Origin of the sequence: Microbacterium sp. cf046 (genome assembly GCF_900114345.1) — a bacterium.
Classification (GTDB): Bacteria; Actinomycetota; Actinomycetes; order Actinomycetales; family Microbacteriaceae; genus Microbacterium.
Map to the genome: position 1 here is coordinate 744502 of NZ_FOZJ01000002.1, position 18578 is coordinate 763079.

Consider the following 18578-nt stretch of genomic DNA (forward strand, 5'->3'; position numbering starts at 1 on the left):
CTTAGGCAAGCCTACATCGGGCCCCTGAGGGCATTCCGGAGCCGGCGCCGTGGAAAACAGGGCGTCTCGAGGACGTGCCTAAGCTAGTGGGATGGCCACTGCGACCAACATCGATGCCACCGCGGTCAACACAGTGGCATGGCTCTCCGCCGCAGACACGACCATCGTGGTCCCGGTGTACCAGCGCCAGTACCGATGGGACATCGGCTCGTGCGAGCAGCTGCTCGGAGACATCCGGGCGGTGGCCGATTCGGATGACCGGCACATGCACTTCATCGGCTCCGTCCTGTCCTCGCTCAGCCTCGACGGCGATGTCGCGGAGCTCGTGCTGATCGACGGACAGCAGCGCCTGACGACCCTGATGCTCCTGGTCGCCGCGCTCCACCACACCGTGAAGGCGGACGATCCGGTGCTCGCGGGCGACCTCGAGCGGGTGCTCGTGCGCGCCACCGATCGCACCCGGACCAAACTGCGCCCGCACCGCGCGTGGGCGGACGTCTTCGAGAGCCTCGTGCTGGATCGGCGCGCGACCGGTGCCGAGCCGCGCGAGTCGCGCTTCGACGACAACTACGCCTTCTTCCGCAGCCAGATCAGCCCGCAGGAGGCACCGCGCATCTGGGCCGGTCTGCAGAAGCTCGAGCACGTCGCCATCACGCTCGGAACGGGCGCGAACGCCCAGCAGATCTTCGAGAGCCTCAACTCCACGGGTGAGCCGCTGCGCGATCATGAGCTGATCCACAACTACGTCCTGATGGGTCTCTCGCACGCCGAGCAGAGCGAGATAGAGGACTCCTTCTGGGTGCCGATCGAGCAGAACACCGGCGACCAGATCGGCGGTTTCTGGCGGCACTACCTCGTCATGCGGACGGGGCGGGAAGTCGCCGTCGCAGGCGAGCGAGGGGTGTACGACGCGTTCCGCCACGAGTTCCCGCGGCTGGACCTCGCGAGTCTGCGCGCGCATGCCGCCGAGTGGAAGGAGTACTCCGAGATCTATCGGGTGCTCCTTGATCCGGCCCACGCACCGGACGGCGACGTCGCGCGCCAGCTCGCGTTCGTCAACACCTTCGGCCGGGCGATGTACCCGCTCGTGATGCGTTCGTACCGCGACAGTGCACGCGGCACGATCGAGCAGAGCACACTCATCCGCACCCTCGAGCTCGTGCAGTCGCTGCTGCTGCGCCGCACCGTCGTGGGGGTGAGCACCGATCGGCTCGTCGCGCGCCTCTGTCGTGCGCGCGGACACGGGCAGGAGCAGCTGGAGGCGGCGTTCAGCCGCATCACGCCGTCGGACGAGCGGGTGCGGGTCGCGCTGAAGTACGGGGATCTCCCCCACGCCGCGTACGTCCTGGGTCGCCTCTCCGGCGTCGACGCCCTTGCCGATCTCGCTGTCGAGCACGTCTTCCCACTCGCCCCCGGCGACGCCTGGAGCGGTGACGGCGTGCGGGAGTGGGCCGACTACACCGAGGACGAGCAGAACAGCCACCGCGCGCTTGCACGGACCCTCGGCAACCTCGCGCTTCTGGAAGATCCGCTCGCGGAGCGAGTGGGCGACAGGTCGTTCGACGCCAAGCGCACCGCCTACGGGAAGAGCCGGATCGGTCTCACGAACGAGCTTGCCGCCCTGCCCGCATGGGGCACGGCCCAGATCGCAGCGCGCGGTGCGGACCTCGGCGCGCGATTCGTCCGGATCTGGGAGCGCCCCACCGCGGTCGACATCGACGACGACGGCCTGACGCCGATCCTGGATGCTCAGCGCCGACGCGGATGGCCACCCGGGTGGCAGCGGGAATTCGAGTACGTCGAGTACCGCGGCGAGCACTGGGAGGTGTACGACGTCAAATACCTCTTCAACCGGGTGTACAAGAGACTGTGGGCCGACTCGCGCGCGGACGTCGTCGCATTCAGCGCCCGCCGAGGCGGGCCGATCTATCCCGCGCAGTCCTGGAACGGTCAGTGGGATGCGCTCGACGAGGCCAACTTCCTCTACATGGGCTGGGACTCGAAGTACATGCTCACCGCGCTGCAGGGCGTGCTGGAAGAAGCCGGCCTCGCTTCCGAGGTGTTCGTGAAGTACTCCTACATCGGCGCAGCGATGAAATAGCAGTCGTGGTGGGGCGGGTGGGACTTGTCCCCACCGCAACTCCACTCGCCGCTTCGCGGCGCGCGGAGCCTCCGGCGGCGTGGGCCCGCCTTCGGTTCAAGGGCTCCTCGGGTCGAACGCGGAGAAGGGCCACCATTCGGGCGGCCCTTCTGCGCGTGGGGCGGGTGGGACTTGAACCCACGATCGTCGGGTTATGAGCCCGCTGCCTTGACCAGCTTGGCCACCGCCCCCTCGGGGATCGAGCCTACCGAACCGGATGCTCACATCCCGTGCATGGCAGAATGCCGGTGTGGACCCGATCGCCTGGCTCGTACTCGGCGCGCTCGTCGTGCTCGGAGTCGTCGCGATCTTCATGGCGCCCCGGTTCAAGCGCGACAACCTGCGTCGACAGCTCGAGGGGGGCGGAGGCGCGTTCGGGGGCATCGGGGCCGGCTTCGACGTCGTGTGGCGTCCCTCGGCGGAAGAGGCGCGCGCCGACTGGGAAGCGCAGGTCGAGATGCCCGCCCCGGCACCCACGCCCGGTGACAAGGGTCACGTGGACGACGGCCGGATCGTCATCGACCTCGCCGACTGAGCGATCGAGTCAGCGACCGTCCCGAAGATCGTCGTCGCGGAGCGGGGGCTCCGGCCACACCTTCGATACGGCATCCGTGATCCGCGTCGACCCGGACTTCGCCGCGGTCTGGTCGGCGGGGACGCTCCCGCGCACGATCGGCAGTTCTCGGCTGTCGCTGACCACCTGGGGATGGTTGCGGGCGAGGTCCCATACGCCGATCACGGCGATGACGCCGGCGACACCGAAGCCGATGTAAGCCCAGAGCGGGGCGTTGGCTGCTTCACCCAGCACGGTCAGGCCGATGATGATCGCGACGATCGGGTCGATGACGGTCAGTCCGGCGATCACGAGGTCCGGCGGACCCGACGAGTACGCCGTCTGGACGAAGTACGCGCCCACCGCCGCGGCCAGCAGCAGGCTCACGAGACACACCAGGGTGAGCCACTCGAAGTCACCCGACTGGATGCGGCTGATGACGACCTTCGCCAACGTCGCGACGAAGCCGTACATCACACCCGCACCGATGATGTAGAACAGGGCGGTCATCCGCTGCCGCAGCCACAGGAACAGCGCACCGAAGACCACCGTCACCACTGCCAGGATGATGAGGATCGTGATCAGCTGGCGGGTCGTGACCGGTTCGTCGGTCGCGACGAGTGCCGCGATGGTCACGAAGATGAAGATGCCGCCGACGCACTCGATGATCGCGCGCACAGACTGCTTCGTAGGCCGATGGCCGCTGATCCGCGCGTTGAGCAGGGTGGTGATGACCAGCGCGATGGCCCCCAGCGGCTGGACCACGATCAGCGGAGCGAACGCGAGGGCGCCGAGCTGGCAGACGATCGCCAAGCCGAGCATGAGGGATCCGAGTATCCACGACGGCCGAGTGAGCAGTCGGCCCAACTGGGTGAGGGTCAGGCCGCCGGACGCGGCGCCGCCCGAGAGCAGTTCGACCTTCGTCACACCGCGGTGCTGATATTGGGCTCCGAACGACATGAAGACCGCACCGAGGAGCGCAAGCGGGATGCCGATCAGGAGCGCAGGATTGTCGAACACTCCGACCAGGGCGTCCCCGACGTCCTGGATGTTGTCGATGTCCCCGCTCAGCCACAGCACGAATCGACACTAACCGCCCGGGTCGGTCGATAGGCTCAAGGCGTGGCCGTTCTGCCGATTCGCATCATGGGTGACCCGGTGCTTCACGCTCCCGCCGCAGCCGTCGAAACCGTCACGGAGGACGTGCGGCGGCTCGTCTCGGACATGTTCGAGACGATGGATGCCGCGCCCGGAGTCGGTCTTGCGGCGCCGCAGGTCGGAGTCGCGCTGCGCATCTTCACGTACTCCTATCAGGACGACGACGGGGCGCCCTGGCGCGGCGTGCTGATCAATCCGGAGCTGTGGATGGCGCCCCTCGAGCCGGGCGATCCCGATCCGGACGAGGAGTCCGAAGGGTGCCTTTCGTTTCCCGGCGAGCGGTTCCCGCTGCGGCGCTCCGACCGCGTGCTCGTCACCGGGACGGATCTGGATGGCGGTCCGGTTCGGATCGAAGTCGACGGCTGGCGGGCGAGGATCCTGCAGCACGAGTTCGATCATCTCGACGGAGTGCTGTACGTGGATCGGCTGAACGACGGCGACTGGAAGACGGTGCAGAAGATCGCCCGCAAGCGCGGGTGGGGCAGGGCCGGCCAGTCCTGGATGCCGGGCGTCGACGACATCGAAGCCTGATCGCGGCCGTTCCCGAGGAAACGAAGAACGGCCCCAGAGTGGAGTCCGGGGCCGTCCGCTCCCCGGCTTGGACTCGAACCAAGAACCTATCGGTTAACAGCCGATTGCTCTGCCAATTGAGCTACCGAGGAAAATGCCCGCCGGAGCAGGCAACCCGAATAGCTTAGCAAATCGTCGACCGTGCTCGTGACGTCAGGACGCGATCAGACGGTGGTCTGCTTCGGCGCTCGGCGTCCACAGCAGATCGTCGGTTCCATGCCCATAGGCGATGGCGTGCCCGCTGCGCAGGACGAGGACATCCGCGGAGAGCTCCTTGACCACATTGGACTCGTTCGTGGCGATGATCGCCGACATCCCGTAGTCGTGGCGCCTGCGCAGAATCGCCTCGCGGGCGGCGCCACGCACCTCCACGTCCATGTTCGCGAACGGCTCATCCGCGATCAGCACCCGGGGCTGCAGCACGAGCGCCCGAGCGAAAACCACCCTCTGCCGCATCCCCGCGCTCAGCTCGTACGGATACTTCGCGGCCGCACCCAGCGGGAGCATCATCTCATCCAGCAGTGTGGCTACACGAACGGCGAGAGCCCTCTGGTTGACGCGGCGGTCGCGGCTGGTGATCGGCTCGCCGATCACTTCGGCGACGGTCATCCGGGCGGGCAGCCGCACGGCGGCGGACTGCGACATGTAGCCGGTCAGGTAGGTGAGCGTCCGATGCGCCCGGCCGGGCCGACGCACCGCAATGCCCTCGACGTGGGCGCTGCCGCCCACGACGCCGAGCCCGGGCTCGTCCGCGCCGGCGAGGACCGCGAGCAGGCTGGACTTGCCCGAACCGGTGGGGCCCATGACAGCGAGTGCGCCAGCGTGCGCAAGCACGAACGAGACGCCGTCGACGACCCGCACATCCGGAGCGCCGCGCGTCGGGCGCGCGATCGAGAGATCACTCGAGCGGATCGCGACATCGGCTTCAGGACGGCGTGCCATGTGCTCATCCTGCCCTGACGGCGAGGTCTGCGCCAGCGGCTTCTATTGGTCGCCGAGCAGCCGTCGTCGTTCGGTCTCCAGATCCCGCATCCGCACGCTCAGCGCGCGCCCCTCCTCGGAGTCGGGAGCGACGCGCTGGATCGCACCCCGGAGTTCGACCTTCTCCCTGTCGAGGTCTCGCGTGACGATGCGCCGTGCCAGATCCGTGGCGGATGCGATCGCGTGCTCGTCGTCACGTGCCGGGAACGCGGCGGTGAGCAGCTCGGCGCCCAGCGAGCGATACGGCTCGCGGACCGAGGTGACGGCATCCATCGCCCATCCCGGGCGCGACATGTCCGCACCCACGATGCTCTGGCGGACCGCATCGAGGGCGGGATGCTGGAACGGGATCCGCACCGCTCGTTCCACGAGCTCCGGATCGAGGCGGTGGCCGAACTGCAGGAAGCCCATCAGGACCTGCCGCTCGATGTCGGCCGAGCGCGGCAGCGATGCGATCGTCACGCGAACGAGAGGGTCCGTTCCGACCTGGTCGGCAGTCGGCGTCGTCGCAGGATCATCCGCCGACCGGGACGTCGAGGCTCGCGAAGCGCGGTCCACCGCTGCGCGCACCTCGCTCATCTCCAAGCCGAGTCGTCGTGCCAGGACACGGACGTATCCCGGTCGCAGCGAGGGGTCGCGGATCTCCGCGACGATCGGCGCCGCGGCCCGAAGTGCACCCGCCCGGCCTTCCACCGTCGACAGTGCGAAGCCGGAGAGACGCTGATCGATGACGAATTCGAACATCGGCACCTTCGTCTCCATCAGGGCCCGCACCGCGGCATCCCCGCGCGTGAGCCGGAGGTCGCATGGATCGAGCCCCTCCGGCGCGACGGCCACGTACGTCTGGGCCGCGAAGCGCTTCTCGTCGCCGAACGCGCGCAGCGCCGCCTTCTGGCCGGCCGCATCGGGGTCGAACGTGAAGACCACCTCACCAGACGCCGAGTCATCCCCCATCACCCGTCGCAGCACCGAGATGTGATCGGAGCCGAACGCGGTTCCGCAGCTCGCTATCGCGGTGGTGATGCCCGCGAGGTGACAGGCCATGACGTCGGTGTAGCCCTCGACGACGACGACGCGATGGTCGCGGGAGATGTCACGCTTGGCCAGATCCAGCCCGTAGAGCACCTGCGACTTGCGGTACACCGGCGTCTCGGGCGTATTGAGGTACTTGGGGCCCTGGTCGTCGTCGTAGAGCTTGCGTGCTCCGAAGCCGATCACCTGGCTGGTCACATCCCGGATGGGCCAGATCGCGCGACCGCGGAACCGGTCGTACACGCCGCGCTGGCCCTGCGAGACGAGTCCCGCCGCCGAGAGCTCCTCGTCGCTGAAACCCTGCGCGTGCAGCGCGTCCCGCAGGTTCGACCAGCCCTTGGGCGCGTAGCCGACGCCGAAGTGCGCTGCCGCGCCGGCGTCGAACCCGCGCTCGCCCAGGAACCGTCGAGCCGACTCCGCTTCGGCCGTGGCGAGCTGAGCCCGGAAGAACTCCGCTGCCGCTCCGTTGGCGGCATACATGCGCGCCCGGCCGGTGGTCTCGGGTGCCGCTCCCCCGTCCTCATAGTGCAGGGTGTACCCGATGCGCCCGGCGAGCCGCTCGACGGCTTCGGTGAACGACACGTGATCCATCGCGCGAAGGAACGAGTACACATCGCCGGATTCGTTGCAGCCGAAGCAGTGGTAGAAGCCGGCCTGGGGCCGCACATTGAAGCTCGGACTGCGCTCGTCGTGGAACGGGCACAGCCCCTTCATCGCGCCGATCCCGGCGGACTTGAGCGCGACCCGCTCGCCGATGATGTCGGCGATGTTGGTGCGCGCCTTCACCTCGTCGACATCCGCCTGCAGGATGCGGCCCGGCATCAGGTCGCAACTCCCGCGCGCTGGGCCCTGACGCGCGCGCCCGGTGCCCACACGCCGAGCGCCGCCGCATCCACTTCGCCGACGAGCCGGCCGTGCCACGCGATCGCGTGCTGATCGGTCAGGCTCGCGACCTGATCGACGATCACCCGCCGGCGCGCAGCATCGCCGTCGGCGCCCGCGAAGTCCTCGGCGTACATCGCGTCGAGCTCGTCGGGTCGCTCCCAGAGGGCGGTCGCCAAACGCTTGAGCACTCGTCGCTGCTCCTTGTAGACGCTCTTGCGCCCTTCGATCGAGACCACCACCGCTCCGATGATGCCCTTGAGCACCGCCATCTCGGCTTCGACGACCCGCGGAACCACCACGTGCGCCCGGTATCGCGTCAGCACGGTCGTGGCATACGCCTCCCGTGTCGCCGTCGTCGCGGCGCGTGCGAATCGGCCGATGAGATCGGATGTGAGGTTCTTCAGCCGTGCATGCGACGCACGCGTGCCGTCGAACGATCCGATCCATTCCGGCAGCCGCATGAGCCGGTAGAGGGCGTCCTCGAGCTCATCGCGCGAGAAGTCGAAGCCGACCCACGACTGGATCGCGTCCAGCAGCGCGGCATGCTCGGCTCCGGCGGCCAGACGCGCGGGATCGAGGTAGCCGTTCACGATCGCATCCTCGAAGTCGTGCACCGAGTACGCGATGTCGTCGGAGAGGTCCATCACCTCGGCCTCGATGCAGCGGACGCGCCCCGGAGCGCCGGCACGAAGCCAGCGGAACACGTCCTCGTCGTCGGGGTACACCCCGAACTTCAGGCGGCCACCCGGATCAGGGAGCGGGTGATCAGCCGTCCACGGATATTTGCAGGTCGCATCCAGGCTCGCGCGGGTGAGATTCAGGCCGAGGCTGCGCCCCGTCTCGTCGATCACCTTCGGCTCGAGCCGGATCAGGATCCGCAGGGTCTGGGCGTTCCCTTCGAAGCCCCCGAAGTCCTCCGCCCAGTCGTTGAGCGCGCGTTCGCCGTTGTGGCCGAACGGCGGGTGCCCGAGGTCGTGGCTGAGACACGCGGTGTCGACGACGTCGGGCGAGAGCCGCAGCGCCGTGGCCAGTTCGCGGCCGACTTGAGCGACCTCGAGGGAGTGGGTGAGCCGGTTCCTCGCGAAATCGGCGGGGCTGGCGGGGCTGAGCACCTGTGTCTTGGCCGCGAGCCGTCGCAGCGCGGCTGAGTGCAGCACACGCGCGCGGTCTCGGGCGAAGTCGTCCCGCTGAGACCGATGGTGCTCGCGATGGAAGCGTTCGGCATCCGCTTCGTCGTAGCCTTCGGGGCGCTCCGAGGTGACGCGCACTGCGCCGTCAGCCGCCACTGTGGTCCAGCTCGGCGTCGGCGAGCGAGCGGGAGGCCTCGAGGCCGAGGTCGCGCGAATCGAGCCAGCCGTCCGGGAGGGCCGGGCGCTTGGGAGTGCCTGCGCGTCCGCGCTGCCCTTCGGCGGCGGCGCCGGGGTACGGAGCGTCCGGATCGAGTGTCTGCAGGAGGTCGTCGATCTCCGCCAGGCTCGATGCGGTGGCCAACGCCGCACGAGTGTCACCGCCGACGGGGTACCCCTTGAAGTACCACGCGACGTGCTTGCGGATGTCCCGGCATCCGCGCTCCTCGTCGTCGAGGAATTCCACCAGGAGCTGTGCGTGGCGCCGGAACGCCTCGGCCACGAAGCCGAGGGTCGCATCGACCGGCTCGGCGGGTGCCGAGCCCGGAGCGCCGAGGGCGCGGGCCAGGTCGCCGAAGAGCCACGGACGTCCGAGGCATCCGCGCCCGACGACGACGCCGTCGCAGCCGGTCTCGTCCATCATCCGCACGGCGTCGGCGGCGGACCAGATGTCTCCGTTGCCGAGGACGGGCACGCTCGTGACCGCCTCCTTGAGCGCGGCGATGGCGGACCAGTCGGCCTGTCCGGAATAGAACTCGGCAGCGGTCCGTGCGTGCAGCGCGACTGCGGCGACACCGGCATCCTCGGCGATGCGCCCCGCATCGAGGAACGTGAGGTGGTCGTAGTCGATGCCCTTGCGCATCTTGACCGTGAGCGGGATGTCGCCCGCGGCGCGAGCGGCACGCGTGACGATGTCGCGGAACAGCTCGAGCTTCCACGGGAGAGCCGCTCCGCCGCCCTTGCGGGTGACCTTGGGAACGGGACAGCCGAAGTTCAGGTCGATGTGGTCTGCTCGGTCCTCGTCGACGAGCACGCGAACCGCACCCTCGACCGTCGCCGGATCCACTCCGTAGAGCTGGATGGAGCGGGGCGTCTCGGACTCGTGATGCGTGATCAGGCGCATGGTGGTGGCGTTGCGCTCGACGAGCGCGCGAGAGGTGATCATCTCGCTGACATACAGTCCCGCGCCGTATTCGCGGCACAGACGCCGGAACGCGGTGTTGGTGATGCCCGCCATCGGCGCGAGGACCACCGGCGCGTCCAGCGCGATGGGGCCGATGCGCAGCGTTCGCGCGGGAGCGAGGGTCGGGGTCACCTCCCCATTCTCCCAGACGTGGAGCCCGGGGTTCGGAATCGGACCTAACCTGGTGGATATGACCGAGTCCACAGCCATCGACATCCGGAACATCCCCTTCACGACTGCGGACGGGCAGGAGGTGTCGCTCGCGGAATACGAGGGTCAGGTGCTCCTGATCGTCAACGTCGCGTCCCGGTGCGGACTGACTCCCCAGTACGAGCAGCTCGAACAGCTGAAGAAGACGTACGGACCGCGCGGATTCGATGTGCTCGCTTTCCCGAGCAATCAATTCCTCCAGGAGCTGTCCAGCATGGACGACATCCTCGAGTACTGCTCCACCACCTGGGGCGTGACGTTCCCGGTGTTCGAGAAGGTGCGGGTGAACGGCAAGAAGGCCGCGCCGCTCTTCAAGGAGCTCACCAAGACCGAGGACGCCGACGGCAGATCGGGGCGGGTGGAGTGGAACTTCGAGAAGTTCCTCGTCCTGCCCGATGGCCGGGTCAAGCGCTTCCGCCCGAAGATGAGGCCCGACGATCCGCAGATCGTCGAACTCATCGAGGCCAACCTCCCGAACTGACCGGAGCGTCTCAGGCGAGCGTCTCGGCGCCCTCGCGATGCTCGGACCACACCTGTCGCACGATCTGAGCGAAGGCTTCGGCCGGCTGCGCCCCCGACACCCCGTACTTGCCGTCGATCACGAAGAACGGGACGCCGTTGATGCCGTAGGCGGTCGCCTGAGCTTGATCGGCCCGCACGGCCGGGAGGTACCGGCCGCTTCGCAGAGCGTCGCGCGCGGCATCCGCATCCAGACCGGCATCGACCGCGAGGGCGACGAGCTCGTCCTCACGGCCGAGATGACGACCTTCGGTGAAGTACGCCGACATGAGCCGCTCGGCGGTCTCGGCCTGGCGACCCTGCTCCTTGGCGAAGTGGAGCAGCTCGTGCGCCTTCACCGTGTTGGTGTGCTTGAGGAGGTCGAACCGGTACTCGAGTCCTGACCCGGCTGCCACATCCGTCACCCGTGCGAGCATCTGCGAGGCCTGGTCGGCCGAGATGCCCTTGTGCCGGGCGAGGTACTCGCCCTCGCCGCCCTCGAAGTCCACCGGAGTGTCCGGTGAGAGCTCGAACGAGTGGAAGGTCACCTCGACCGCAGGGGCGTCTTCGTCTGTGGAGGCTTCAGCGAGTCCCGTTTCGAGATTGCGCTTGCCGATATAGCACCACGGGCAGGCGATGTCGCTCCACACGTCGATCTTGATGGCATCCGTCATGCCGTGTGCAACCTGCGGCGCCGGATCTGAATTCCCCGTGACTCGGGTGTGGTCGTTCGGGTCGGATGAGAGACGTATGAGAAAATTGCACGCGCACCTCGCCACCGGAGTGTGCGCGTTCGATTCGACGAGGAAACCGTGCGGGCAAGAGGAGGCCGTCGCGCTGCCGGCGCGACGCGGAGATCGCGGCGTCTGGGCGCTGCGCTGGGCTGGGTCACCGGCATCATCGCCGTGGCCCTCTTCGGCGTCGCCGGGGCCGCGGTCGCCAGCGGACAGTTCGGACAGCTGGTCGGCTTCGCTGCTGAGCCGTCGGCGAGTGCGAGCAGCGACCCCTCGACCACCACGACGCCCATCCCGACGGCGACTCCCACACCGACACCGACCCCCACGCCTCCTCCTCCGCCGCCCGCCCCGGTGTCGCCCGCCGACACTCCATGCTCCACCGCGGTCACGATGTCGATCTGGGCGCACTACGACGACGACCTGATCTTCGCGAACCCCGCCCTGCAGGACGCGATGGCCGCCGGCGACTGCATCAGGACGGTGTTCATCACGGCATCCGATGCCGGTCGCGGGTGGGACTACTCGCAGGGACGCGAGCTCGGCATCCTGCGCGCATACAACGCGATGCGCGGGCAGGAGGGATTCTGGTCCGAAAAGGCGGTCACGCTGCTCTCCGGCGCCGAGCTGCATCAGTGGTCTCCGGACGGCGAGCCCGACATCACCGTGTCGTTCCTGCGTCTTCCGGACGGCAACCTGACCGGCTCCGGGTTCCCGGCGACGGGCAACGTCTCCCTGCCGATGCTGCTGGACGGCTCGATCACCGCCATGGACCCGATCGACGGCTCTCCCCCGATCTCGGCAGAGATGCTCATCGCGTCGCTTGCCGAGACGATCCAGGCGTACCACGCGACGCACCTCGTGACACACGTGCCCTCGACGGCGGTCAAATTCGCATCGGGCGATCACCCCGATCACGGGGCCGCCGGGGACTTCGCGCGCCTTGCGTGGCAGCGGGCCGGATTCCCCTCGCTCGAGGTGCGCTATGCGGTCGGCTATCCGTCGGCATCCTTTCCCGTGAACGTGTCGGGCGACGCGCTCACCCGCAAGCTGGCGCCCTACCGCGCATACGCGGCGCAGGACTCGGTCATCGCGTGCGCGACGGATGCGGCCTGCCTTGCGAACCCGAAATTCGGCGCGTGGCTGCAGCGAAGCTACCTCGCGAAGGACTCGGACCTCTTCCCCGCCGGCTGAGCGCTGCGATGCTCGACCCCGCGGAGGGGCCGGTTCACAGCGCGGGGATCTCCGGGGTGTCCACGGCGCCGCCGAACCGCCGGTCGCGATCGAGATAGATCCCGATGGCCCGCCACAGATCCTCCCGGGAGAAGTCCGGCCAGAGCGTGTCGAGGAAGACGAACTCGGCGTAGGCGGACTCCCAGAGCAGGAAGTTCGAGGTCCGCTGCTCGCCGCTCGAGCGCACGAAGAGGTCGACGTCCGGCATGTCGGGCTGGTAGAGGCGGCGCTGGATGAGCTTCTCGGTCACGGCGGACGCTCTGAGGCGTCCGGCAGCGATGTCCTCGCCGATCGTCCGCATCGCATCGACCAGTTCGACGCGCCCACCGTAGTTGACGCACATGGTCAGCGTCAGGACGTCATTGCCCGCCGTGAGCCGCTCGGCATACTGCAGCTCCTTGATCACCGAGCCCCAGAGGCGCGGCTTCCGGCCCGACCAGCGGACGCGGACACCCCACTCGTTCAGCTGATCGCGCCGGCGGTGGAGGACATCTCGGTTGAAGCCCATGAGAAACCGGACCTCTTCGGGTGAGCGGGTCCAGTTCTCCGTCGAGAACGCGTACACGCTCAGATGCCGCACGCCGGCCTGGATCGCACCTGCGACCACATCCAGCAGAGCGGCCTCGCCTGCTCGATGACCTTCGATGCGGGTCAGCCCTCGCTTGTTCGCCCAGCGGCCGTTGCCGTCCATCACGATCGCGACGTGCGACGGCACCCGGCCCTTCGGGAACACCGGCGGATACAGGCCGGTCCAGTCGATCGGCTTGTACGGCACCGCGTCGCGATGGGTGAACGGCTTCGGGCTCACGTCGCAGCCTCGACGTGCTCCAGGGAGCGGATGCCGCGCTCGAGGTGCCACTGCGCGTAGGCGGCGATCAGGCCGGATGCCGAGCCCCGGGTCGGTGCGGAGGCGGCGTCTGCGACGTCCCAATCCCCCTCCATGAGCGCCGACAGGAGCGCTGCGGTCGGCACATCCACACGCGCAGCGCCCACCGGCGCGCAGTCACGGCAGATCATCCCGCCGAGCTGAGCCACGAACGTGTCATGCGGCCCCGGCGCGCCGCAGCGGGCGCAGTCGGCCAGCCCGGGCGCCCAGCCCGAGAGGGCCATCGCCCGGAGCAAGTACGAGTCCAGGATGCTGCGCGGCACATGCTCGCCGCGTGCGAGGGCGCGGAGGCCGCCGACGAGCAGGAGATACTGCTGCGGCGTCGCCTCGGCCTCGTTGAGCCGATCCGCGGCCTCGACCATCGCATTGGCCGACGTGTACCGGTCGTAGTGCACGGCGATGTCGGCGCCGTACGAGCCGAGCGACTCGGCCTGCTGGACGATGTCGAGCGAGCGCCCCTGGTACAGCAGCACGTCGGCCACCATGAAGGGCTCGAGCCGGGCACCGAAGCGCGACGACGTGCGACGGACCCCTTTCGCGACCGCTCGAAGCTTCCCGTGCCGGCGACTGAGCATCGTGACGATGCGGTCCGCTTCACCCAGCTTGTGGGTGCGCAGGATCACGACCTCGTCGCGGTAGGTGGGCACCTCCCAATTATGGTCGCAGTGTCCCCCACCGGGCCCGCGCCTGGCCGGGTGGGGCGCGGCCCGGCCATCGGTCCGGCGATGCGCGCGGGTTTCGACCGGGCGGCATCCGAGAATGGACGGGTGGATGCACCCGTCTTCATGATCCCCCTCTGGGCCGACCTCACGGCAGTGGGGCTCGGCGGCATCCAAGGCGCTCTGTTCGCGTCAGGATTCCGCGGCCAGCGCCGGCTCGACCTGCTCGGAGTGGCCATCATCGGCATCGTGATGGGAATGGGCGGAGGCATCATCCGCGACATGCTGCTCGATCAGCCGCTGAGCACCCTGCAGAGCAACTGGTATCTGGTCACCGCGACGGCCGCGGCGCTGCTCGGGATGCTGCTGGCCGCGCCGCTGCGGAGGCTCAACGGCATCATCGTGGGCCTGGACGCGATCGTGATCGGCATGTTCGGCGCGTTCGGCACCAGCAAAGCGCTGGCGCTCGGCCTGCCGCTGATCCCCGCGGTCTTCGTCGGCGTCTGCTCGGCAGTCGGAGGCGGCATCCTGCGGGACGTGTTCATGGGACTGCCGGTCGCCATCATGCACGTCGGATCGCTCTATGCGGTCGCCGCTGCCGCCGGATGCCTCGTCCTGGCCGTTTCGAACGCGTTCGGGGTGCCGCTGGTCGGCGCAGCGATCGCCGGCATCATCGTGACGGCCGTCATCCGCGTCCTGGCCGTGGTGTTCGATCTCTCGCTGCCCGAGCAGCGCATGCTCTATCGCCGCAAGGTCGCCGCCGAGACGGGTGCCCTCCCGATCGTCAAGCCCTGAGCGTCAGTGCGTGAAGGTCGTGACGAGTCCTTCGGTCGGCATCGGCGTCTCGAGCGCGTCGAGATAGGCCACCGCCTCCTGGATGTCCACCACCAGGCTCTCGGCGAGATTGCGGCTGAGTCCGTTGCGCACCACGATCCGCTGCACCACGACATCGGCGAGGTCGTCAGGCATCGGATAGGCGGGGATGAGCCAGCCCTTCAGCCGGAGCCGCTCCGACAGGTGGTACAGGTTCCACTTGTCGGTGTAGCCCTTCGTCAGCTGCCACGCGAAGACCGGGATGTCGGTGCCGTCGTTCCACAGATCGAACGCGGGCATCTTCGCGATCTCTCCCGCGAGGTACACAGCGACGTCCTGGGACGCCTTCTGCACCTTGTAGTAGCCGTCCCAGCCGAGGCGGAGGAACAGGTAGTACTGCAGCAGGACCTGCGCGCCCGGGCGTGAGAAGTTCAGGGCGAAGCTCGGCATGTGGCCGCCGAGGTACGTGACGTCGAAGACGAGCTCTTTCGGGAGGTCCTCGACGGTGCGCCAGACGACCCAGCCCAGACCTGGGTAGACCAGCCCGTACTTGTGCGCCGATGTGCTGATCGACGCGACCCGCTCGACGCGGAAATCCCAGGCCAGGTCCGGTTGCAGGAACGGCGCGATCATTCCGCCGGATGCGCCGTCGACGTGGATCGGGATGTCCAGGCCCGTATCGGCCTGGATGCGGTCCAGCGCCTCCGCGATCTTCGCGACCGGCTCGTAGACGCCCGTGTACGTCACGCCCATGATCGCGACCACGCCGATCGTGTTCTCGTCGACGTACTTCTCCAGGTCGTGCCCGTCGAGGCACTGGTGCTCGGCACTGATCGGCACGTACCGCGGCTCGACGTCCCAGTAGTTGCAGAACTTCTCCCAGCACACCTGGACGGCGCTCGAGAGGATCAGGTTCGGCTTGTCGGTGGACCTGCCAGCCGCTCGCCGCGCGAGCTGCCAGCGGCGCTTGAGCGCCAGGCCACCGAGCATGCACGCCTCGGACGAGCCGATGGTCGACGTGCCGATCGCGTTCTCGGCATCGGGTGCGTTCCACAGGGTCGCGATCATCTTCCAGCAGCGGGTCTCGATCGCCGCGGTCTGCGGGTACTCGTCCTTGTCGACCATGTTCTTGTCGGCCGTCTCGGAATAGAGGCGGTCGGCGTGCGGATCCATCCAGGTGCCGACGAAGGTCGCGAGGTTCAGCCGGGAATTGCCGTCCAGCATCGCCTCGTCATGGACGACCTGGTAGGCGGTCTCGGGCAGGGACTCGCCCGGTGGCAGCATGTTCAGCGGGAAGTCCGTCGCTTCACCGGCCCTCGCGAAGAGCGGATTGAGCTGGTTCTGATCGCTGATACCGGTGAAGGCGTGCGAGGGCTCGCCGCGGCGCGAAGATTCGGATGCAGTCGTCATGGGGCTCATGCTATTGGGACCGCGCCGTGGCGTGCCTCATGCTTTGAAGGTGACGTTCCGAGCCTCCGGCGGCCCTACTCTCGGACCATGACAGCCGACAGCCGCGTCCGTCTCCGTCGTGAAGCGTGGGGGTTCGCCATCGGATCGGTGTTCTTCACCGTCGGGGCGGTGCCCTTCTACGCTGAAGCTGTCGGTCCTGTGCTCACGAATGTGACATTCTTCATCGGCGCGATCTTCTTCACCCTGGCGGCGTTCATCCAGCTCGCCCTGAGCGGACGGCGACCACCCCGCCGAGGGTCGAATCGTCCCGATCGCGCCGACTGGTGGGCATCGGCCGTCCAGTTCGGCGGGACGCTGTTCTTCAACTTGAGCACGACCACCGCGCTGATCACGGTGATCAACGACGACGCCCTGGTCGGGACGGGCTGGGTGCCGGACGCGCTCGGATCGATCTGCTTCCTCGTTGCCAGTGCCTTCGCCGTTGTTGCGACGACCGATCGCGAGGGGCTGTGGGATCCAAAGGCGCGCAGCTGGCGCTGCACGTGGCTGAACATGGCGGGGTCGGTGTTCTTCGGACTGTCTGCGGTGGGCGCGTTCGTGATCCCCGCGACGTCCGATCTGGTCAGCCTGCTCTGGGCGAACCTCGGGACGTTCCTGGGCGGCCTGTGCTTCCTGGTTGCGGCGCTGCTGAGCCGGCGCGACATCCCGGTGGACGCCGCGCCGGCCGCGGCGGTCTAGACGCCCGCGAACTCGATCGCGGACTCGCGCGTGCGGATCGCGCGGTTCACGCACGACACGATCGCCTTGAGCGAGGCGGTCGAGATGTCGCCGTCGATGCCGACACCCCACAGACGCTCGCCCTCGACCTGGAGCTCGACGTACGCGGCCGCCTGTGCGTCGCCGCCCGCGCTGAGGGTGTGCTCGACGTAGTCGTACAGCGCGATGTCGAAGCCCCGGTCGCGCATGATCTCGAGGAAGGCGGCGATCGGTCCGTTCCCGTGGCCGGAGGCGTCCACGCGCTCGTCGCCGTCGCGGAGCGAGACCTCGAGCGAGACGTCGCCCTCGAGATCGCTCTGGGTTCGCGTGGCGTGCAGCTCGAATCTCCCCCAGCGGTCCTCCGCGACCTGCGAGGGCAGATACTCGTCGGTGAAGATGCGCCAGATCTGGTCGCTGGTCACCTCGCCGCCGTCGGCATCCGTCTTGGCCTGCACGACCCCGGAGAACTCGATCTGCAGCCGGCGCGGTAGGTCGAGCGCATGATCGCTCTTGAGCAGGTAGGCCACGCCGCCCTTGCCGGACTGCGAGTTGACGCGGATGACCGCCTCGTAGGAGCGACCCAGATCCTTGGGGTCGATCGGCAGATAGGGAACGGCCCATTCGAGTTCGTCGACCGACACGCCCTCTTCGGCGGCCCGGGCCTCCATGGCCTCGAACCCCTTCTTGATGGCGTCCTGGTGCGAGCCGCTGAAGGCGGTGAAGACGAGATCGCCCGCCCACGGGCTGCGCTCGTGCACCGGAAGCTGGTTGCAGTACTCGGCCGTGCGCTTGACCTGATCGACGTCGCTGAAATCGATCATCGGATCGATCCCCTGCGTCAGCAGATTGATCCCGAGTGCGACGAGGTCGACGTTGCCCGTGCGCTCGCCGTTTCCGAACAGGCATCCCTCGATGCGATCGGCGCCGGCCATGTAGCCGAGCTCTGCGGCCGCGATGGCCGTCCCCCGATCGTTGTGCGGGTGCAGCGACAGGATCACGTTCTCGCGGTGCGCGAGGCGGCGGCTCATCCACTCGATCGAGTCGGCGTACACGTTCGGCGTGGCCATCTCGACGGTCGCGGGCAGATTGATGATGACCTTGCGGTCGGGGGTCGGCTCGAACACCTCGATGACCTGGTTGCACACGTCCACTGCGAATTCGAGCTCGGTGCCGGTGTAGCTCTCGGGCGAGTACTCGTAGTAGACCTTCGTCTCGGGGATGCGCTTCTCGAACTGCCGGCACAGACGCGCGCCGTCCAGCGCGATGTCGACGATGCCCTGCTTGTCGGTGCGGAACACCACGTCGCGCTGTAGGACGCTCGTCGAGTTGTACAGATGCACGATCGCCTGCTTGGCGCCGGCGATCGACTCGTACGTGCGCTCGATGAGGTGCTCGCGCGCCTGGGTGAGCACCTGGATCGTGACGTCGTCGGGGATCACGTCCTCTTCGATGAGGTGACGCACGAAGTCGAAATCGGTCTGGCTGGCCGAGGGGAAGCCGACCTCGATCTCCTTGTAGCCCATCCCGACGAGCAGATCGAACATGATCCGCTTGCGCTCGGGGCTCATCGGGTCGATGAGCGCCTGGTTGCCGTCCCGCAGGTCGACCGCGCACCACCGCGGCGCCTTCGTGATGCGGGCGTCCGGCCATGTGCGGTCGGGCACGTGGACCGCGATCTGCTCGTGGTACGGCCGGTACTTGTGGATCGGCATGCCCGAGGGCTTCTGGGAATTGTCCATGATGTCGCTTG

At 68.1% G+C, this 18578-nt stretch carries 17 protein-coding genes and 2 tRNA genes; 7 read left to right on the forward strand and 12 right to left on the reverse strand.

Features of this window, described 5'->3' with window-relative positions; all coding sequences use genetic code 11:
- Positions 1 to 91 precede the first annotated feature (91 nt).
- Positions 92 to 2101 carry a DUF262 domain-containing protein gene (locus BM349_RS09775; RefSeq protein ID WP_091706656.1) on the forward strand — a complete coding sequence of 670 codons (2010 nt, stop codon included), beginning with the start codon at positions 92 to 94 and terminating at the stop codon, positions 2099 to 2101.
- Between the two features lie 156 nt (positions 2102 to 2257).
- Here the strand turns inward: BM349_RS09775 and BM349_RS09780 are convergent.
- A tRNA-Ile gene (locus BM349_RS09780) sits at positions 2258 to 2331 on the reverse strand.
- A gap of 59 nt (positions 2332 to 2390) precedes the next feature.
- Between BM349_RS09780 and BM349_RS09785 the strand changes: the two genes are divergently transcribed.
- Positions 2391 to 2675, forward strand: a complete 285-nt coding sequence (locus tag BM349_RS09785) for a hypothetical protein (protein WP_139230906.1) — start codon at positions 2391 to 2393, stop codon at positions 2673 to 2675.
- 9 nt (positions 2676 to 2684) lie between these two features.
- Here BM349_RS09785 and BM349_RS09790 read toward each other — a convergent pair whose 3' ends face one another.
- Positions 2685 to 3764, reverse strand: coding sequence for a DMT family transporter (locus tag BM349_RS09790; protein WP_091707235.1), 1080 nt, complete (start codon positions 3762 to 3764; stop codon positions 2685 to 2687).
- Positions 3765 to 3815: 51 nt separating this feature from the next.
- On the opposite strand from BM349_RS09790, the gene def reads away from it, so the two are divergent.
- Positions 3816 to 4382 carry a peptide deformylase gene (gene def, locus BM349_RS09795; RefSeq protein WP_091706660.1) on the forward strand — a complete coding sequence of 189 codons (567 nt, stop codon included), beginning with the start codon at positions 3816 to 3818 and terminating at the stop codon, positions 4380 to 4382.
- Positions 4383 to 4440: 58 nt separating this feature from the next.
- Here def and BM349_RS09800 read toward each other — a convergent pair.
- The 5 genes from BM349_RS09800 to dusB all read right to left on the reverse strand — a co-directional run bounded on the left by BM349_RS09800 (position 4441) and on the right by dusB (position 9761).
- Positions 4441 to 4513, reverse strand: a tRNA-Asn gene (locus BM349_RS09800).
- Between the two features lie 61 nt (positions 4514 to 4574).
- On the reverse strand, positions 4575 to 5363 hold the full coding sequence (locus tag BM349_RS09805) for an ATP-binding cassette domain-containing protein (RefSeq protein ID WP_091706662.1): 789 nt from the start codon (positions 5361 to 5363) through the stop codon (positions 4575 to 4577).
- A 42-nt stretch (positions 5364 to 5405) separates the two neighbouring features.
- On the reverse strand, positions 5406 to 7256 hold the full coding sequence (gene dnaG, locus BM349_RS09810) for a DNA primase (protein WP_091707236.1): 1851 nt from the start codon (positions 7254 to 7256) through the stop codon (positions 5406 to 5408).
- Entirely contained in the window at positions 7256 to 8605 is a 1350-nt protein-coding gene (locus BM349_RS09815) for a deoxyguanosinetriphosphate triphosphohydrolase (RefSeq protein WP_091706663.1), read from the reverse strand. The genes dnaG and BM349_RS09815 overlap by 1 nt, the downstream gene beginning before the upstream one ends.
- A complete protein-coding gene (gene dusB / locus BM349_RS09820; RefSeq protein WP_091706664.1) occupies positions 8595 to 9761 on the reverse strand; it encodes a tRNA dihydrouridine synthase DusB in 1167 nt (388 codons plus the stop codon). Before dusB ends, BM349_RS09815 begins: the two co-directional genes overlap by 11 nt.
- A 58-nt stretch (positions 9762 to 9819) precedes the next feature.
- On the opposite strand from dusB, the gene BM349_RS09825 reads away from it, so the two are divergent.
- Positions 9820 to 10320 carry a glutathione peroxidase gene (locus BM349_RS09825; RefSeq protein WP_091706666.1) on the forward strand — a complete coding sequence of 167 codons (501 nt, stop codon included), beginning with the start codon at positions 9820 to 9822 and terminating at the stop codon, positions 10318 to 10320.
- Positions 10321 to 10330: 10 nt separating this feature from the next.
- Here the strand turns inward: BM349_RS09825 and BM349_RS09830 are convergent, their stop codons facing one another.
- Entirely contained in the window at positions 10331 to 11011 is a 681-nt protein-coding gene (locus BM349_RS09830) for a DsbA family oxidoreductase (RefSeq protein WP_091706668.1), read from the reverse strand.
- A gap of 138 nt (positions 11012 to 11149) precedes the next feature.
- Here BM349_RS09830 and BM349_RS09835 point away from each other — a divergent pair, with 138 nt between their 5' ends.
- Positions 11150 to 12265 (forward strand): PIG-L deacetylase family protein, encoded by a 1116-nt coding sequence (locus tag BM349_RS09835; RefSeq protein ID WP_139230907.1) that lies wholly within the window; start codon positions 11150 to 11152, stop codon positions 12263 to 12265.
- 34 nt (positions 12266 to 12299) lie between these two features.
- Here the strand turns inward: BM349_RS09835 and BM349_RS09840 are convergent, their stop codons facing one another.
- Both BM349_RS09840 and recO read right to left on the reverse strand, forming a co-directional pair.
- Positions 12300 to 13112, reverse strand: coding sequence for an isoprenyl transferase (locus tag BM349_RS09840; RefSeq protein WP_091706672.1), 813 nt, complete (start codon positions 13110 to 13112; stop codon positions 12300 to 12302).
- The gene (recO, locus tag BM349_RS09845; protein ID WP_091706674.1) at positions 13109 to 13837 is read right to left on the reverse strand and encodes a DNA repair protein RecO; all 729 of its coding nucleotides are present in this window, start codon (positions 13835 to 13837) and stop codon (positions 13109 to 13111) included. The genes BM349_RS09840 and recO overlap by 4 nt, the downstream gene beginning before the upstream one ends.
- A gap of 120 nt (positions 13838 to 13957) precedes the next feature.
- On the opposite strand from recO, the gene BM349_RS09850 reads away from it, so the two are divergent.
- A complete protein-coding gene (locus BM349_RS09850; RefSeq protein ID WP_091706677.1) occupies positions 13958 to 14644 on the forward strand; it encodes a trimeric intracellular cation channel family protein in 687 nt (228 codons plus the stop codon).
- 3 nt (positions 14645 to 14647) lie between these two features.
- On the opposite strand, the gene BM349_RS09855 is transcribed toward BM349_RS09850, so the two are convergent.
- Positions 14648 to 16072, reverse strand: coding sequence for a glutamate decarboxylase (locus BM349_RS09855; protein WP_091706680.1), 1425 nt, complete (start codon positions 16070 to 16072; stop codon positions 14648 to 14650).
- 87 nt (positions 16073 to 16159) lie between these two features.
- Here BM349_RS09855 and BM349_RS09860 point away from each other — a divergent pair, with 87 nt between their 5' ends.
- The gene (locus BM349_RS09860; protein WP_139230908.1) at positions 16160 to 16810 is read left to right on the forward strand and encodes a YrhK family protein; all 651 of its coding nucleotides are present in this window, start codon (positions 16160 to 16162) and stop codon (positions 16808 to 16810) included.
- Here the strand turns inward: BM349_RS09860 and leuA are convergent.
- Positions 16807 to 18567 (reverse strand): 2-isopropylmalate synthase, encoded by a 1761-nt coding sequence (gene leuA, locus BM349_RS09865; RefSeq protein ID WP_091706683.1) that lies wholly within the window; start codon positions 18565 to 18567, stop codon positions 16807 to 16809. The genes BM349_RS09860 and leuA overlap by 4 nt on opposite strands.
- Positions 18568 to 18578 lie beyond the last annotated feature (11 nt).

Coding starts and splice junctions, on each gene's coding strand:
- BM349_RS09775 (WP_091706656.1), top strand. CDS start 92: ATGGCCACTGCGACCAACATCGATGCCACCGCGGTCAACACAGTGGCA.
- BM349_RS09805 (WP_091706662.1), bottom strand. CDS start 5,363: ATGGCACGCCGTCCTGAAGCCGATGTCGCGATCCGCTCGAGTGATCTC.
- dnaG (WP_091707236.1), bottom strand. CDS start 7,256: ATGCCGGGCCGCATCCTGCAGGCGGATGTCGACGAGGTGAAGGCGCGC.
- BM349_RS09825 (WP_091706666.1), top strand. CDS start 9,820: ATGACCGAGTCCACAGCCATCGACATCCGGAACATCCCCTTCACGACT.
- BM349_RS09830 (WP_091706668.1), bottom strand. CDS start 11,011: ATGACGGATGCCATCAAGATCGACGTGTGGAGCGACATCGCCTGCCCG.
- BM349_RS09855 (WP_091706680.1), bottom strand. CDS start 16,072: ATGACGACTGCATCCGAATCTTCGCGCCGCGGCGAGCCCTCGCACGCC.
- BM349_RS09860 (WP_139230908.1), top strand. CDS start 16,160: ATGACAGCCGACAGCCGCGTCCGTCTCCGTCGTGAAGCGTGGGGGTTC.
- leuA (WP_091706683.1), bottom strand. CDS start 18,567: ATGGACAATTCCCAGAAGCCCTCGGGCATGCCGATCCACAAGTACCGG.